This window comes from Lacticaseibacillus daqingensis, assembly GCF_003946115.1.
In the GTDB taxonomy this organism is placed as follows: Bacteria; Bacillota; Bacilli; order Lactobacillales; family Lactobacillaceae; genus Lacticaseibacillus; species Lacticaseibacillus daqingensis.
In genome coordinates this window covers 89,736-105,918 of the sequence record NZ_RHOH01000001.1, presented here as the reverse complement: position 1 = coordinate 105,918, position 16,183 = coordinate 89,736, and the positions used below count along the sequence as shown (strand labels likewise).

The 16,183-nt window shown below is 52.4% G+C and carries 10 protein-coding genes and 1 tRNA gene; 1 reads left to right on the top strand and 10 read right to left on the bottom strand.

The annotated features are described in order from the left end of the window. Positions 1-351 precede the first annotated feature (351 nt). The 8 genes from EKM88_RS00420 to rpoN all read right to left on the bottom strand — a co-directional run bounded on the left by EKM88_RS00420 (position 352) and on the right by rpoN (position 8,529). Positions 352-1,296 carry an ROK family protein gene (locus EKM88_RS00420; protein ID WP_125702205.1) on the bottom strand — a complete coding sequence of 315 codons (945 nt, stop codon included), beginning with the start codon at positions 1,294-1,296 and terminating at the stop codon, positions 352-354. A 39-nt stretch (positions 1,297-1,335) separates the two neighbouring features. Continuing rightward, positions 1,336-2,454, bottom strand: a complete 1,119-nt coding sequence (locus EKM88_RS00415) for a glycoside hydrolase family 172 protein (protein WP_125702204.1) — start codon at positions 2,452-2,454, stop codon at positions 1,336-1,338. Continuing rightward, complete coding sequence (locus tag EKM88_RS00410; protein WP_125702203.1) at positions 2,451-4,433, bottom strand: glycoside hydrolase family 125 protein; 1,983 nt, start codon at positions 4,431-4,433, stop codon at positions 2,451-2,453. Before EKM88_RS00410 ends, EKM88_RS00415 begins: the two co-directional genes overlap by 4 nt. Before the next feature lie 125 nt (positions 4,434-4,558). After that, positions 4,559-5,383: a PTS system mannose/fructose/sorbose family transporter subunit IID gene (locus EKM88_RS00405; protein WP_125702202.1), complete on the bottom strand. Its 825-nt coding sequence runs from the start codon at positions 5,381-5,383 to the stop codon at positions 4,559-4,561. Further along, positions 5,380-6,198, bottom strand: a complete 819-nt coding sequence (locus EKM88_RS00400; protein ID WP_125702201.1) for a PTS mannose/fructose/sorbose/N-acetylgalactosamine transporter subunit IIC — start codon at positions 6,196-6,198, stop codon at positions 5,380-5,382. Before EKM88_RS00400 ends, EKM88_RS00405 begins: the two co-directional genes overlap by 4 nt. Continuing rightward, complete coding sequence (locus EKM88_RS00395; protein WP_125702200.1) at positions 6,198-6,710, bottom strand: PTS sugar transporter subunit IIB; 513 nt, start codon at positions 6,708-6,710, stop codon at positions 6,198-6,200. The genes EKM88_RS00400 and EKM88_RS00395 overlap by 1 nt, the downstream gene beginning before the upstream one ends. 12 nt (positions 6,711-6,722) lie before the next feature. Further along, positions 6,723-7,142 (bottom strand): PTS sugar transporter subunit IIA, encoded by a 420-nt coding sequence (locus EKM88_RS00390; protein ID WP_125702199.1) that lies wholly within the window; start codon positions 7,140-7,142, stop codon positions 6,723-6,725. 124 nt (positions 7,143-7,266) lie between these two features. Further along, positions 7,267-8,529: an RNA polymerase factor sigma-54 gene (gene rpoN, locus EKM88_RS00385; RefSeq protein WP_125702198.1), complete on the bottom strand. Its 1,263-nt coding sequence runs from the start codon at positions 8,527-8,529 to the stop codon at positions 7,267-7,269. Positions 8,530-8,632: 103 nt separating this feature from the next. Here rpoN and EKM88_RS00380 point away from each other — a divergent pair, with 103 nt between their 5' ends. Next, positions 8,633-11,215: a sigma 54-interacting transcriptional regulator gene (locus EKM88_RS00380; RefSeq protein WP_125702197.1), complete on the top strand. Its 2,583-nt coding sequence runs from the start codon at positions 8,633-8,635 to the stop codon at positions 11,213-11,215. An 876-nt stretch (positions 11,216-12,091) separates the two neighbouring features. Here the strand turns inward: EKM88_RS00380 and EKM88_RS00375 are convergent. Continuing rightward, positions 12,092-12,164: transfer RNA gene (locus EKM88_RS00375), tRNA-Lys, on the bottom strand. A gap of 199 nt (positions 12,165-12,363) precedes the next feature. Then, positions 12,364-16,155 carry a MucBP domain-containing protein gene (locus tag EKM88_RS00370; protein ID WP_125702196.1) on the bottom strand — a complete coding sequence of 1,264 codons (3,792 nt, stop codon included), beginning with the start codon at positions 16,153-16,155 and terminating at the stop codon, positions 12,364-12,366. Positions 16,156-16,183 lie beyond the last annotated feature (28 nt).

Sequence of the window (16,183 nt, the reverse complement as noted above, 5' to 3'; positions counted from 1 at the left end):
CCGCAAAGCCAGATTAAGCGACACTCGTAAAACGATAAAAAGCTTCACCGTCATCAGCGAAACTTCATTAGTGGTATCGGGTATAATAGCTATTCACAACCGGTTACGAATCAACGATTTAACACTGTTACCTCAGACTCTCATTATTTTCACCAGCTGTGTGTGAACAGGCGACAATATATTCATGTAAAATATATTGTGATATTACAAGGTCCAACCGACCCGGGCCACCGCCTGCCAATAACTATTTTTCGACATGTTCCGTATGTTGTCTCGAAGTAACCAAAAAACCACCCGGACCATCAAGGCCCAGGTGTGTTCAAAAATCAATATCAACTCGATGCTAAACAGTCAGCCTATCCCTGAGTCCAGGTCCTGAAGGGTCCTACTCATAATTAGTTCAGGATCGGTATCCCCACTGATCCCCACTGCATGCCTGGCAAGTAAAAAGTTACCAATCGTTGCAGACCCGTTGTGCGCTGCCAGCGGAGGCTGGATTAGCTCGGTTAAATCTGGAACAGCCAAATAGTCGTGATTAAAGTCATTAAAGTACTGACGAACACCGGTTAAATCGTCTACATTCAAAACAGACCCACCGATGATAATTCGCTCGGGATGCATCGTCACATAGATATTCCACGCCAACTGTGCCGTATAATACTGAATCAAATCAAACACCCGATGTGTGCGCGCCAGATTCTCCCCACGTTCGCCGGTACGTGCTGAAATCGTAGAACCCGATGCCAATCCTTCATAACAGTGGTTGCCATGATACGGGCAACCACCTTCGAAGTCATCATCAGCTCTTGGTTCGACCCACATGTGGCCAACCTCAGGGTGCCCAGATTCGCCAATGACATGGCCACCTTCAATAAAGCCACCACCGATGCCAGTACCAATAGTCAGGTACGCTAAGGATTTCACTGGTTTCTGCCGAAAATTCCGATTGAACAGATAGTATTCGCCATATGCTGACGCGTTAACATCTGTGGTCATCTGGACTGGAATGTTCAGTGCCTGGATCAAATCTTCATACATGTTGATGCCAGCCCAGCCAGGTTTGGGTGTGTTTTGAAGTGCGCCATAATTAGGCGCACTATGGTCCAAGCACAATGGACCAAACGAGCCAATACTCAGGCTATCAACTGGATTAGTACGGAAAAACTGGATCACTTGGTTCAGCGTGGTGACAGGATCTGTGGTGGGGATCCGGGCTGTAATTGGCTGCTTCATGTCGTCATCAGCCACAGCCACGACGAACTTGGTCCCACCTGCTTCAATAGATCCAACGGTCATGGTTACACCTTCTTCTTATAATCGACCTTACGTGTTCGCCTACCGTGGCAATCGCTCTGTTCTATCTGGCAACGCCTCCCCGTCTCCTGCCGGCGACAGGGCATACCAATACGCCACACTGGCGACGTCATCCTCGCGCTCGAATAACGTGACATCGTCATTCCCGATTTGCTGGAGTGCGACTTTCAACCCATGTTCGAAAACGATGGGATCTTGTAGGTGCCAGCGATACAAACCGTGCTGCGGCAGTGCGTCATCACCAAAGGCGTGGATTGCGTTAAGCTTTCCTGTCTCGAATCGATCACGTGTCGAGTCACGAGTGCTTTGGTACGGATAGCCGAGGAACGGTGTACAGAAATTCTTAGCCCGCGGATGGCCGTCGTGGTTAAAGTCATGGAATGCCCAGGCACCACCAAAGTAATCCTCAGACCCGGTGGAGGTCACGGTAGGCAATTGATCATCTTCATCAATATAGAACTTAAACTCACCTTCTCCCCACCAATATCGTTGTAAGGCCGTCAACGCCAAATAGGTACCAACATAAACTCCTGGCCCCTCAGTGGTATCTAGTAGCGTATAATCAACGGCTTTTTTAGTACAGCGTTCACGCTGCCATTTGGCATGAAAATACATGCTGTTGTCCGGCAACCCATCTACCAAAGCGTAATTAATCGTATAGAAAAATGAACTCAGGCTCTTCGGATGCTGATTTTCAATCGTAATCCGTGCGTGGTGCTTGAACGGCATCTCAAAATAGGAATTGAAACCGCCTGTTGGATTGACCACAATCGGCAACGAATTTACGTCACACCACTGACCGAAACCGTTACAAAAGAAGTCCCCTAACGGCGTGACCACAGCTGGTTCCGGTTCGTCATCCCAATAGAATCGCAACACCAAATCGCGGAGCACGAAACTCCCCAGCTCGGTTTGGTTCCGCACCGTCATCCAGATGTGCTGAATCACTCCGGGGCCTTCAATATTGGCCAGTTCAGTTTCCTCGCCTTGCATTAGTGGAATCGTTGGACTGCCCTTGCGATGAGGGCCCAGTTTGCTGCCCGCCTGGGCAGCTGCACCTTTTTCACCGGTGATATTTTCAGGGGTGATGGCCCTAGTAACTTGGTGCCGATACTGCGTAATATCACTTAAGAGACTCATTGCTTTGCCCTTTCAAATTGCTTAGTTTCATTAGCTATTAATGGGTGTTTTACCTGATTGACCCACACCTCAATTGCCTGATCCGCTAGATTGTGAATGGTAATCGTTGTTGGCGTCACCTTCAGTGTCACGAACCAGCGCCCAATCCGCGCTTGTTCCCAGCAGAAGCTCGTCAGATTCTTCATTGGCGCGACTGCTAAGGCGCCATGCTGAACACTCACGCCATAGTACTGAGTTAACAACAGCGAAACCGCCATGCCGGAAGCCCAGCCACATTTACCTGGGCCAAAATTACGCAATACATCACCGTATTTCGCCTGCAGGCCATATGGCCACCACCACCAGCTACCATCCAGGTCAGCCAGCGCCAGCAGATATTTATACTGCTGCTCGAAGTCCTGAGCATCACTGGCGTGGCCCATCAATAGTGTGATGAAGCCAGGGAAAGTTGTTCCCGATTCTTCTCCCCAACTGATGCCTTGGAGTCCTTCTACAAAAGTCGGGTTCAGGTTAGAACCAGCAAATTGCATCGTGTGTTGATAAACCGGTGAGTCTTTGGATTCGAATCCATATACTGGCGCCATAGTCGTATCAGACTCTTCACCATCATGCATCACTAAGCTAAGGTGGTGATTCTTGATCATATAACTCAAGAAAATCAGGCCCTGATCGTGAATACTTTGCTCATAACCGCGAGTGGACACGCTGAGATAGTTTCCGTCAACGTTACGGCCTTCGAGCCAATGCTGCCCCGACTTATCCTTAACCACCAGAAACGAGTCGATGGCCTCATGAATCTCCTGCGCGTAGCGATTCATGGCACCCGCTTGCGTAGACTGCCCCAGCGCTTGATAGATTTCTGCTAAACCAACGCAAGCCGACCACAGGCAAATATTCGAACCGGTGTGCACATCCCCCAACGCATACGCATCACTCACCCATTCCGAGCCCCGCAGCACGGGGTGAGGCTGGTGAGTATCATTGCGGATCGTCTGGAGCAATTGCGCATAATCTGCAACCAGTTGAGGCTGGTCTTTAAAGAATTGGACATCACCGAACCATTGGTAGTACATGCCTGCCAACATGACCGGTGCCAACGTGTTCCCCAGCGAATGATAGATGCCGCCTTGGAACTTGGTGCCTTTAGGTTTGATATGATATTTGGAGAACCAAAGGATAATCTGCTTGGCAAGGTGTGCGTCAAGCATCATGATGGGCAAGGAGACGTAAAACATGTCTTTGTTCCAGATTCGTGCGACGGCTGGGTAACTGCCCCAGTTCGCTCCAACAATCTGCCCATCCTTGTTCATCGCAAGCGATAACAAAGCCTGATAGGCTGCCCGCTTCAAACTAGTGCTAATGCCATTTTCCCCTTGCTGCAAGCCGCTGAATAAACGTTGGTGGTAGCTCACAGTTGCGATTAATTGACGATCGCAATTGTCTTCAGTCAGCCAATCAAGCTCATCATAGCAATCCGGATCGACGAACACATACGAACAGCAGGCAGTCGCATTCGGCGCGATCACCTTAGCGCCACCACTCAACTTAGCTAAGACATTTTGTTGATCGGAATACTTCTGTTGAAATAACCGCGGTGGGCACGGCGCCACGCGAATTGGCTTAGCGGTGATATTCTTGATATACAAGGGCACCACTAACATACTCTTGCGCTCATCCCCGCTAATCGGGCAAAACGGAATCTCCGTCACCTCGACATCCAAATAGCGATGTTGCACGCGCGGAATGGCATCAGCTAACGTATCGACGATGATGTTGTGATCCGCTTGGCACAGCTGGCGCGTTTGCCCATCAATCGTCAGCGCAAAATTGATCTGCTCGGTTTGCGCCAGCCCTTTATTGACCCATACACCCGGTTTCTCCTCGGTATAGTGATTCTCGCGGTAAAAACACAAGTGTGCAATCTGCCCCAGCGCAGAAATATTCGCTAAGGTCTTCTGGTTCCCAACATCGAACGTCAAGCCGTCTGCGCCTTGATGCTGCCGGTAGAAGCTCTTATGATTGGTCGTCGAGAACCGCCCATCCTCACACCGGATATTAGTCGCCGCATTCACAGGGGCAGTCAGTAGATCCCAAACGCTAGTCATTAAACCCATCCCAAGAACGACAGGAGAATACTAATGACAACGATGCCGAACAAGATCGTAATGATACCGGCCTTCTTACCGCGTAGCAGTTTGAAGCATCCTAAAGTAATCAATACCGGAACCAAGTTCTTGAATATCGTATCCAAGACATTCTGCAGGTCGAGAATCTCCTTGCCACCCATGACGAGATTAATTTTAGTCTTGAACAGCACCATGCTAACCGTCATCGCACCAACCATAATCAAGCCTAAGACACTGGCAGCTTTGGTCAGGACCTCAATTAGTCCATTTTGATAGATCCGACTGATATACTTTGAACCTAGTGAATAGCCTAGTACGCCACCATAGTAACGGCAAATATAGTTAATCGCATTAAACATGACAAGGAATAGGATTGGTGCCAGGAAGCTGCCTTGCTTGGCAAGCGTAATCGCGATCCCGGCACAAACCACACGCCATACACCCCAGAACAGTGAGTCGCCGATACCTGCCAGTGGACCCATCAAGCCGGTTTTAATCGCATTGATACTCGACACGTCAAAATCGGGGCTTTGGGCATTTTCTTTTTCCATCGAGGCGGCGATGCCCATGACGAATGAAGCGAACGGAATTGTCGTGGAGAAATACTGGGTTTCGCGTTCAAGCGCAGCTGCCCGGTCTTCTTTATTCTTGTAGAACTTGTTGATAAATGGCATCAACGCGTATGCAAAACCGCTACCTCCCATCAGCACTGGGTTCACGGAGATATACATTGGGCCTGAGCGCCAGAAGAGCTTCCGCATTAACTTCTTTTCGTCTTTATCTAATTCACTGCCGATTTTCATTTGAAAAAGTCCTCCTCTTCGAAATCTTCGCTTGTCCCAGCCTCACCTTGATTCGTTGCCACTGCTACGCCAGCATTGGTGACTTTCTTCAATTGTAGGTCGCGTTCAGCAATCGCAATGGCGACAATGGCACCGATAACCGCAATCGCGATCATTGGCAACTTGAAGTAAGCCATCAGCACGATGCCCAAGAAGTACCAGATTGCCAAGTCGTTACGCCAAAGCATCTGCAGCAGCATGGCCATCCCGACTGCCGGCATCAAGTTCCCAGCAACGGTGAGCCCGTTCATAATCACATGCGGAATCGCATTAATCGCCTGCTTGACCACACTTGACCCAAGGAGCACAGCGAAGAACGGCAGCAGTGCATACAAGACATAATGCAGAACCCATAAGCCAAAATGCAAATGGACAAACCGCTTTTGATCATCATTCTTGGCATAATTCAGGAACTTAGAAGCAAATGGTCCGCAGACAAACGAGAAAATCATATTGATAATTTGCAGGCCAATGATGGCTAAAGGCCAAACCAAAGGAATAATGGCACCGAGTTTGCCATCCATCTGAATCGTGAATACGGTGGCCAAACCGGCAGCGATGGCTGGCTCGGCGGAAGGGGTCACCCCGACATTCACGACGCCCATGAAAATGGCTTCAAGCGACGCACCGACCTGTAGCCCCGTCTGAAGATCCCCTAACAATAAGCCGGCCAGTGGCGCGACCACAATTGGCCGACTCAACATCGCCATCCCGAACATTTCATGACCAGCAACGCCGATAAATACACATAGTGCAACGATAATTGCGTCGTACATTAGTTCTTTCCTCCTTTGCTTACGCTTTTCAGTGCTGATGATGCCATGGTTTTCTCCATCTCAGGCGTGCCACGGAAGAAGGTTTCCGGATAGACATTGACCAACTCTCGAAGCGACTGAATCTCAGCATCAGTCAGCATCGCGGCACGCGTCATCATGGTTTTCTTCTCATCGGTGTTCGACATTTTGCCTGCGTTACCAATGTTCACAAGCTCGATGGTCTTCGGGAACGCCGTAGCAACCTTCACCGCATCGGCCACGGTACGGGTGATGACCATTAGCCGCATCGCCTCTGCGCGCGAGTCGGACAGCAGGCTAATTGCCCCTTCTACCGACTTCACAATGAGTTTTACACCATGTGGCAACGCCATCTTCAGTGTCATCTTCTGCATCTCGTCTTTAGCCGCTTCATCATTAGCGATGACAATACCGGTGAGTCGCAGTTCTTTCGTCCACGTCATGGCCACCTGACCATGAATCAATCGCTCGTCTACTCGCAAAGAACAAATCATATCTAATTCCTCCTACTCAAAGAAAGTGTCTTCTTGTTCACTTGCATCCTGCTTAACCTCAATCAGCTCAATGCCTTCCCGGCCACTGACTGCAAGCTTCTGAGCGAACGTTTCACTCAAGGCCACCGTTGACATCAACGCTTCTAGTATCATTGCAAAGTTAAACCCTGCAATCACATAGACGTTCGCCAAGTTTGCGACATGCCGCACCACGGCTTGGGTGACGCTTCCGCCTTTAATATCAGTGAAGAATAACGCGCCATCTTGGTCGAAAGTCTTCATCAGTGCTTCAATCTGATCGTCTAGCTGAACCCCATCTTCGGTATACGCAGATAGAAACGATACTCCGGTTAGATTACCCGTGAATAACTGCAGTGTGTTCTCGACCCCCTCGGCTAGTTTGCCATGTGACGCGATGATAATTTGTCTCATCGGTGCTCACTCCCTTCACTTTACTAGTAGCAAATAGCGTGCCAAACCGATGACGCCGGGACTGAACGAAGCAAAAAAAAAAGTGCTTATTTTTAATTAAGCACTCTTGCTGCCGCCTGATCGATTAACTCAACCGACGTTTGGTGGAGCCGAGAATCCCAAGCTGATGCCGATACTTCGCCACCGTCCTGCGCGAGATATGGAAGCCTTGCGCCGCCAGCTGCTGACTGATAGCATCATCAGTCAGCGGTTGCCGGACATCCTCCTGCGCCACGATGGTAGCCATCAACTGCAGCGCCCCTGCTTGCGATTGATGATTGCCAATATCATGTGACAACAGCGACCGCAGCGCTATCACCTGCTGGTTGACGCGGAGGTATTTGCCGCTAATCGCCCGACTTACGGTGGATGAATTAAGCGCTAATTGATTTGCAATTTCGACGATAGTCAGCGGAGCCAACGCCGCGCCATCACGAATGAATGCCACTTGCTTCGTAACGATAATTTGGGCAATCGTTAACACTGTACTGCCACGTTCACGCAGCGCACGGTTCAGCGCTTTATACTCCGCCAGTTCTGTCGTTAGATACTTCTTTACCTCTGCGTTTCCTGTCAGCTCACCTTGCCCATGCAGATCGCTGCAATCAAAAATAAGCACAGGCTGATTCTGCTTAATCAGTGTCACCTGCGGTTCACCGGCGACAAAATCAACCGCGACTTCCGGCACCACATATTGGGTCGCTGTAGCAGTGAAGAATCTCGAGTCCGGCCTAGGGGACAACTGGCGCAAAAACATCATCACCTGCTCAAAGCGCTCAGGGGTCATCTGCATCTGGGCCAGAATCCTGCGATAATGATGATTCGCCAATTCATCCGCATGTTCGGTAATCAGCGGTGCCGCCTCTTTGGGTGCCTGGGGATTGCGCTTGATCTGAATCAATAGATTTTCCTGAGCGGACCTTGCACCAATACCTGGCGGATCAAGCGACTGCAGTATCTTCACCGCCCGCGCCACGCACGAGGCATCCACTCCCAGACTAGCAGCCAGCGCATCGCTAGACGCTGCCAGATAGCCATGCTGATCTAACCGGGCAATTAATGCTTGGACAACGGCCACCTGCACTTTTGATAGGCTGAGCTCATTGAGCTGACGAGTCAGATATTGTTCAAGGGTCTCACGTAGGGTCTGTGCTGGCTGCATCCACTCTTCATAAGTCCCGGATTGAGCCGGCTGTGGTCGCCGTACTGTCAGCAATGGGTGATTCCAAGCGACCGTCTCTAGCTGCTCAACCAAGTCCGCCGATGATGCGGCTAGCAGTGCCAAACTATTCAGCTGTCTAAGATTAAGTTGCTGGGTCTGTATCACGGTTTGGTCTTGCACAAGCATAGACGGTCACCTCCCAGTAGACATTTTAAGCAACTTGTGAAATAATCGCACTAAAATCTAGTGCTTAAAATTGTAACAAAGTGCTTAAACGAGGTGACAGCAAATGCGTGCAACGGAAAAAGTCTTACAGGTGTTCGAACATACTAAGGCTGGCCATGAATTCACCACCCAGGAAATTGCCAAGGCGGTGGGGCTGACGCGAGGAGTGGTGAGCTCTTATTTATCGCAGCTTTATCAAGCCGGTAAGCTGGCCAAAACTGGCAGCAGACCGGTTTATTGGTCATTGAAACAGACGCCTACCTCTTTCAGCCAGATTATTGGCTTCGATGGTAGCCTGAGCCAAGTGATTGCCAATAGTCGAGAATCAATGGTGTATCCAGGCGGCGGCTTTCCGTTGCTGATTACTGGTAATAGTGGCGTGGGTAAATCGTTTTTGGCCAAAACCATCTATGCAGAAGCTAGACGCTTACATCTAATTGCGGACCATGCAGAATTCGTCACCCTTAACGCAGCAGACTATGCCAATAACCCTGATCTGCTGTCATCGGTGCTTTTCGGCTACAAGCGCGGCGCGTTCACCGGTGCGATGGCCGATACGAAAGGCTTAATCGACCGTGCTGATGGCGGCTACTTGTTCTTAGATGAAGTGCACCGATTACCTCACTCTAGCCAAGAAAAACTATTTTCGCTCTTAGATGCCAATCGCTTCTATCCGCTGGGGGAGACTGAGCACCCACGCAGCGCTCATGTCCGCTTCATTTTCGCCACCACAGAATCTGTCGAAGCCGTCTTGTTGCGGACCTTACTACGCCGTATTCCCCTTACTGTCCACTTGCCCGACTACTTGGAGCGGCCAGTCACAGAACGCATCGCCATTACGATTAATGCCTTCCAGAATGAAGCCATCAAAGTGAATCAGCCATTCGCGGTTCCGCTAGCGACTATCTCGCAGATTGCTAACCTCAATTTACCTGGTAACATTGGCAGCATTCAAAACTCGGTGACCCTGAAATGTGCCAAAGCATACGCCGACACTACCGACCGCAGTCAACCGATTCTAATCGACGCCACCACAGACAATCCGGTGATTATCACCCCCACCCAGCAGAATACGCAGCAGATAACCAACTACTTTAGTCATTTAACTGGGTATAATCAGCTCCTTAACACGGCCATCCAGGACATTAACAGCTCGCTGAGGAGTCAAGCACCCCTATCTGAGCAACAGTTCATCGTGCGAAAACTCTTGCGCACCGTCAGCTCAGGACTCGACACAGCGGTTTTCTCCGGCACCATGCACCAGCTCAAAGAGCGCTATCAGCACACGCTGCACGATCAATATGGATTGAAGATGCCGACGTCAGCTAATTATTGGCATCAGCTTACCTCAATGTGGATGCTGATCAATTACGTCAACTTCGATGACACCCAAGAGCGAGTCACTAACTTGCGAAAATCACTAAAACGAAGCTACCCCCGTAGCTTTTATCTCGTGAAAAAATTCTTGGCCTCAGCTAATGCGCCATTACATCTACAAAGCTGGCCGCTATTATTCTTCCCCTTGCTCGCTGATTCTTCCGCCGTTATCGAAGCGGTAGACTTCAACGCGATTCTGCTCGCGCATGGTCCTAGCACCGCGTCTAGCATTCAAAACGTAGTAAACAACCTGTGTCAAGGGTATTATTTTGAAGCGTTCGACATGCCTGTCGACGCTTCGATTAACGATATCAAAAAACAGGTCAAGCAGTACTTAGCCTGGCAAGGCACCAGCCGTAATGGCACGATTGTCTTGCTGGATATGGGCTCTCTCAATCAGATGTTCAGTGAGATTCGCCAATTCTCAGACCAGGAGTTACTAGTTGTAAATAACTTGACCACAGCGACGGCGCTGGACGTCGGTTTGCGCATTCAAAGGCACGATAGCTTCGATGAAATCACCCTGGCTACTCAGAAATATGGTGACTCAACCGGCTCGCAGTCATTCGAAGGCATCTCCAATCGAAAAAATATCATCGTCTCATGCATGTCCGGAGTGGGCCTGTCAGCAGAAATCAAAAAAATGATGTGCGCCACTTTATCCGACAATCTGGAGATTATTACCGAAGACTACGCGGATCTCAATATTATCTTGCACAACAATGATAATCATTTCTTCAAAAATACGCAGTTCGTCATCACGACGACAGATGTTCGCACAGAGCTTGATATCGAAATCCTCAATATCTATAACATCATGGATCAATCGGGCAACCAGCAACTCACTCAACTCTTGCGAAAATCCGGAGAAAGCCCGGCCAACATCAGCAACTTGATGGATCATCTGTTGAAGTTCTTCAGTATCAACGGTATTCGGAACAGACTAGAATTCATGAATCCCGATATTGTGATTAACGACGTCCAGAAAATTGTCGAACGGTTCCAGGCTTACTACAACATCACACTGGATGCCAAGTTAAAGCTCAATCTATACATGCATCTATCCTTGACCATCGAGCGCTCAATCTTGTCGTCAACAAGTGATGTGAATCCGCAAGCGCATTCGTTTAAGAATCCCACTGAGGAAGATTTCTACGCGGTGTCACACAGTATTTTCAAACAGATTGAGATCAAATATAACATCTGCATCAATAATTACGAGATATCGCTGGTATTTGCTCTACTAGAGCCTTACCTACCCCAAAAATAATTCGCGGAGAAAAATTTGAGGGGTTGTATCCGGACATCAAAAAACCACCGATTGCGATTCACGGCGGCGATCGGTACCATTCAGTTAGATGCGACAGCTGTGATATAACAGGCCGAAGTAAGCGACCAAACCGCCATTTATCGCGCAGGTCCACGACTAGCCGCACACCCGATTGAACCCAGCAACGCCGATGACGATCCCACGTCGTATCAGCAAATTGAACCCTAACGCTAGCATCAGTGCACCTCCGGCCCTTTACCCAATTCTGATTCAAACTCGGCACTCCTGCGAAAGCCGATGACGCCCGATAAATAACAGTAAGAAGCCTCACCGGCGCCGGCGAGGCTTCCGTTGAGCTAGTGCCTGGGCCGCTTCTTCCAGGCAATCGCTCCGCCGATAACGGCAGTGATAAACGCGCCTAGCTGTGCGGGATTTGCACTAACTGAAAATGTAAAGTCAACCACAGGGACACCTTCAGACGGCAACAGTATCGGGTACGGTAACTAGCCGTAACCAGTTGCCGACAACAGTGTAATCATAGTAATTAAAAGTCTGCCTTGTTTGCAGCCTACGTCAACTCATGATAGGCTATCATCGTAAAGTGAACCGCAGGAGCATGGGCTTAACTACCCCAGACCGCCGCCTTCCATCCAATAACTGGAAGGTATTTTTTTACGCTCAAACGAGTTTTCTTTCCTACTTTACCGGAGATTTGTGATCACCCTAAGTTTTTTAGATTGCAAACCAGAAGCGCGCGCACCGCGACTTGATCCACTTCATTAAATAACAGGCAAAGTGATATGATCCTCAAGTGTTAGCCTATCGCTCATGCAAACGAAAAAACCGGCAAGCATCTCTGCTTGCCGGTCCTTGTGATGGGTGGTCAGGGGATCGAACCCTGGACCCACGGATTAAGAGTCCGTTGCTCTGCCAGCTGAGCTAACCACCCATTGCTGCATTGCCATATGACAACTTAAATATATTAGCATACTCGCCAGTCCGGGGGCAACCCCTTTTTTTCGTCGCCACACACTGCAGCAAAAAATGACAAGATGCGCGCACCGCGGTTAATTCTGTCGCAATTTCAAAAAGGCCCCGCCGAAGCGAAGCCTCTCATCATCATATTCAGTTGCATCACTGACGGTGCATCACCGCTCACGCCGCCGGTCGATCATGACGCCAGCACTCGTCAGCCCCAAGAACAACATCCCCAGTGCCTGTAGCAGCAGGTTACGCTGGTCCCCAGTCTGCGGCAGCGTCGCCTTGGTCGCAGGGCCGGTTGTCGACGTGCGGTTGTCGGTCGCGCCGTGGCGACCGGTCGAACTTGGTTGACCCGGCGTTCCAGTGGTCGGGTCAACCGGATCAACGGTTGGCGTTGTGGTCGGGGTAACGTGCCGCCGGTACACCAGCGTGATGGTCTGCGCAGCGGCGGTGAACTGACCCGCCAAGGCCGCGGAATCCTCACCTAGCCCAACGTAATCGTAGTCGGTAATCGCGGGGGCCGTCACTTCATAGCCGTTACCGACGTAGCCAGCCTTCACCGCATCAGGTTGAAGCGGGTTACCGTTTTCGTCGACACAGCAAACGGTCAGATCACCCGCGGCCGCCGGCGTCGGGGTCTGGATCGCCTTGTGCCGGTACACCAGCGTGATGGTTTGCGCTACGGCGGTGAACCGACCCTTCAAAGCAGCCGAGCCGTCACCCAGCCCGACGTAATCGTAGTCGGTAATCGCAGGCACCGTCACTTCATAGCCGTTACCCACAAAGCCAGACTTTACCATATCAGGTTGCAGCGTCTTGCCCTGCTCGTCGACGTAGCGAATGGTCAGGTCACCGGCGAGTTCAGGTGTCGGCGTCTGGATCGCCTTGTGCTGGTACACCAGCGTGATGGTTTGCGCGGCGGCGGTGAACTGACCCTTCAAAGCAGCCGAACCGTCACCCAACCCGATATAATCGTAGTCCGCAATCGCGGGGGCCGTCACCCCGTAGCCGTTACCCACAAAGCCAGACTTCACCACATCGGGGCGTAATGTCTTGCCCTGCTCATCGACGTAGCGAATGGTCAGGTCGCCCGCGGCCGCCGGTGTCGGGGTCTGAATCGCCTTATGCTGATATACCAGGGTGATGTTCTGCGCCGTGGCGGTGAACTGGCCCTTCAAAGCCGCCGAACCGTCACCCAACCCAACGTAATCGTAGTCTTGGATGGCAGGTGCTGTGACGCCATAGCCGTTACCCACAAAGCCAGACTTCACCACATCGGGGCGCAACGTCTTGCCCTGCTCATCGACATAGCGAATGGTCAGGTCCCCAGCGACTTCCGGCGTCGGCGTCTGGATCGCTTTGTGCTGATACACCAGCGTGATGGTTTGCGCTGTGGTGGTGAACCGACCCTTCAAGGCAGCCGAGCCGTCACCCAGCCCGACGTAATCGTAGTCGGTAATCGCAGGCACCGTCACTTCGTAGCCGTTACCGACGTAGCCAGCCTTCACCACATCGGGGCGCAGCGTCTTGCCTTTTTCATCGACGTAGCGAATGGTCAGGTCCCCAGCGGCCACCGGTGTCGGGGTCTGGATCGCCTTGTGCTGATACACCAGCGTGATGGTTTGCGCTGTGGTGGTGAACCGACCCTTCAAGGCAGCCGAGCCGTCACCCAGCCCGACGTAATCGTAGTCGGTAATCGCAGGTACCGTCACTTCGTAGCCGTTACCGATGTAGCCAGACTTCACCACATCGGGGCGCAGCGTCTTGCCTTTTTCATCGACGTAGCGAATGGTCAGGTCGCCGGCGGGTTCAGGCGTCGGCACCTTGTTTTCGTTGCGGGTGTAAACAAGCGTGACCACCTGTGGTGCCTTGGTGTACGTCCCAGTGATCTGACTGCCCACCTTGCCCGCGCCGATATAGTGATAGCCTGCGATGGCGGGAATGGTCACGGCAAACTTGCTGCCAAGGTCGCCGGTCAGCGTCGTGCTGGTCTGCAGCACATCGCCGTTCCCGTCAACGTAACGGACGGTCAAGTCGCCCTGGGTCTGCACGTGCTTGTAAACCAAGGTAATGGTTTGCGGCGCAACAGTGAACTGGCCGTTCAAAGCGGCGGAATCCGCACCCAATCCCACGTAATCGTAGTCGGTCAGCGTAGGGGCCGTGACTTCATAGCGGTTACCCACGAAGCCAGCCTTCACCACATCCGGCTGAAGCGGGTTGCCCTGCTCGTCCACGTAGCGAATGGTCAGGTCACCGGCAGTTGCCGGGGTCGGGAGCTGACTTTCCTTGTGCCGGTACACCAGCGTCACGGTCAAACCGGCCGCAACTTGCCCGGTCAACGGTGCGGAGCCGGTGCCCAGCCCCACGTAATCGTAATCCTTGAGGGTAGGCACGGTGACGGTGTAATCGGCGCCGATGAGGCCGTCTTGGCTGGTTGGCGCCTGAATTTCACGCCCGGCGTCATCAACGTAACGCACGGCCAGCTGGGTGGCTGGCCGCCGGAAGACCAGCGTCACCGTCTGATTGGCCGCCGTGAACGGGCCGGTCAGCGGGGCGGAATCCGTGCCCAGCCCCACGTAGTCGTAACCCGCGAGCGTTTTATCGGCGGTGTAACGATCCCCGACAAAACCGTTCAGCGTCACGGCCGGCTTCAGCGGCTGTCCGGCCTCATCGACGTAGCGCACCGTGGTGGTGGCCGGCTGCCCGTAATTCAGCACGACTTGGTTGGCGTCGCCGGGCGCAATGTCGATGAACTGCGTCTTGCGCAACACGTAACCGTCGATCGCCGGCACGGCGTAGGCGCTGGTCAGCGGAAAGCCGGTCGGCGTGACCGTTGGTTTAGCAGTGCCTTCGGGATAAAACGCGACGTGATTGCCGGCCAGCGCCTTGATGCCCTTTTGGCTCGGGCCAGTCGTCCCCGCTGGCAGGCCTTGCGCGCTGAGCGCTAGCGACGCCCCGGACGGCGTGTAGGTGTAGTGGTTAAACGTCGCGGTATAAGCGGCGTGGGAAGCGGCGGTGGACGCGGTCACGCCCAGCGTGTAGCCTTGGCCAACCTGCGCAGCCGTGATCGCCACGTCCCAGGTTTTGACCGGCTGCCCGTTCACGTCGAACGTTGCCACGTGCAACTTGCGCGTGGCGGCGGTGTAGGTCATGTCGTAGGTGTAGCCCAGACTGCCGGCAGTTTTGATGAAGCCGGTGTCTTTGCCCATGTCGGTCAGCCCGTCAAGCGGCTGGTTGTTCCCGGTCGAGCGGTAGGCGTACCAGTGGTTCTGGACGCCGCCAAGCTGGCCCAACGCGTTGGCCGAGAGGTTGAAGCTCATGGTCTGCTTTTGGGCCGCGGCATTTTTGGTCAGTCCCAAGCCACCGCCAGTCGCGGCCGTGGCGAGCACCTGGGCCTGGCTGAGCGGCTCGAAGAACAGCGCGGAGCCATCGCCGCCAAGCCAGCTGCCCATGGTCTTCGGGTCCCACGCGACGTGCATGGTGAGGTTCAGCGCAAAGTCGGTGGTGAAGTCGATCTGCTGGTTAGCCAGCATCATCACCATGCCACTGGAGAACTGCGGCTGACCCGGCTTGTTCGGGTCTTCCAACCCGTTGGTCAGCTGCACGTTTTTGCCTTCGAACGTCTTCGGCATCCCCGCAATGTCGCGCACGTCAAAATAATCGGCGATGTTGGCGTCGGAGATGGTGGTCACCCCGCTGCCGGTGTTGTCTGGGTCGACCGAATCATTCCCGTTGCGATCCTTGCTAGTCACCACCGGCGCCGCCGAGTCGCCGGTCAGCGCCTGACTGCTCAGCGCGATCGGCGCTGTTAAAACCGAAGCGGTGGCCTTGGCCGCCCCAACACTTCTAGCCGGCGATGTCGCAACCAATGCGACCCCTCCGGCAATCATGATTGTAGCGCAGGCAACCCACAGTTTGCCTGCCTTATATAATTTAACGCGCCGACTTCCTTCACGCATCGATTGACCCTCCGTTTTCACGGCTGGC

Coding starts and splice junctions, on each gene's coding strand:
- EKM88_RS00420 (WP_125702205.1), bottom strand. CDS start 1,296: ATGACCGTTGGATCTATTGAAGCAGGTGGGACCAAGTTCGTCGTGGCT.
- EKM88_RS00415 (WP_125702204.1), bottom strand. CDS start 2,454: ATGAGTCTCTTAAGTGATATTACGCAGTATCGGCACCAAGTTACTAGG.
- EKM88_RS00405 (WP_125702202.1), bottom strand. CDS start 5,383: ATGAAAATCGGCAGTGAATTAGATAAAGACGAAAAGAAGTTAATGCGG.
- EKM88_RS00400 (WP_125702201.1), bottom strand. CDS start 6,198: ATGTACGACGCAATTATCGTTGCACTATGTGTATTTATCGGCGTTGCT.
- EKM88_RS00395 (WP_125702200.1), bottom strand. CDS start 6,710: ATGATTTGTTCTTTGCGAGTAGACGAGCGATTGATTCATGGTCAGGTG.
- EKM88_RS00390 (WP_125702199.1), bottom strand. CDS start 7,142: ATGAGACAAATTATCATCGCGTCACATGGCAAACTAGCCGAGGGGGTC.
- rpoN (WP_125702198.1), bottom strand. CDS start 8,529: ATGCTTGTGCAAGACCAAACCGTGATACAGACCCAGCAACTTAATCTT.
- EKM88_RS00380 (WP_125702197.1), top strand. CDS start 8,633: ATGCGTGCAACGGAAAAAGTCTTACAGGTGTTCGAACATACTAAGGCT.
- EKM88_RS00370 (WP_125702196.1), bottom strand. CDS start 16,155: ATGCGTGAAGGAAGTCGGCGCGTTAAATTATATAAGGCAGGCAAACTG.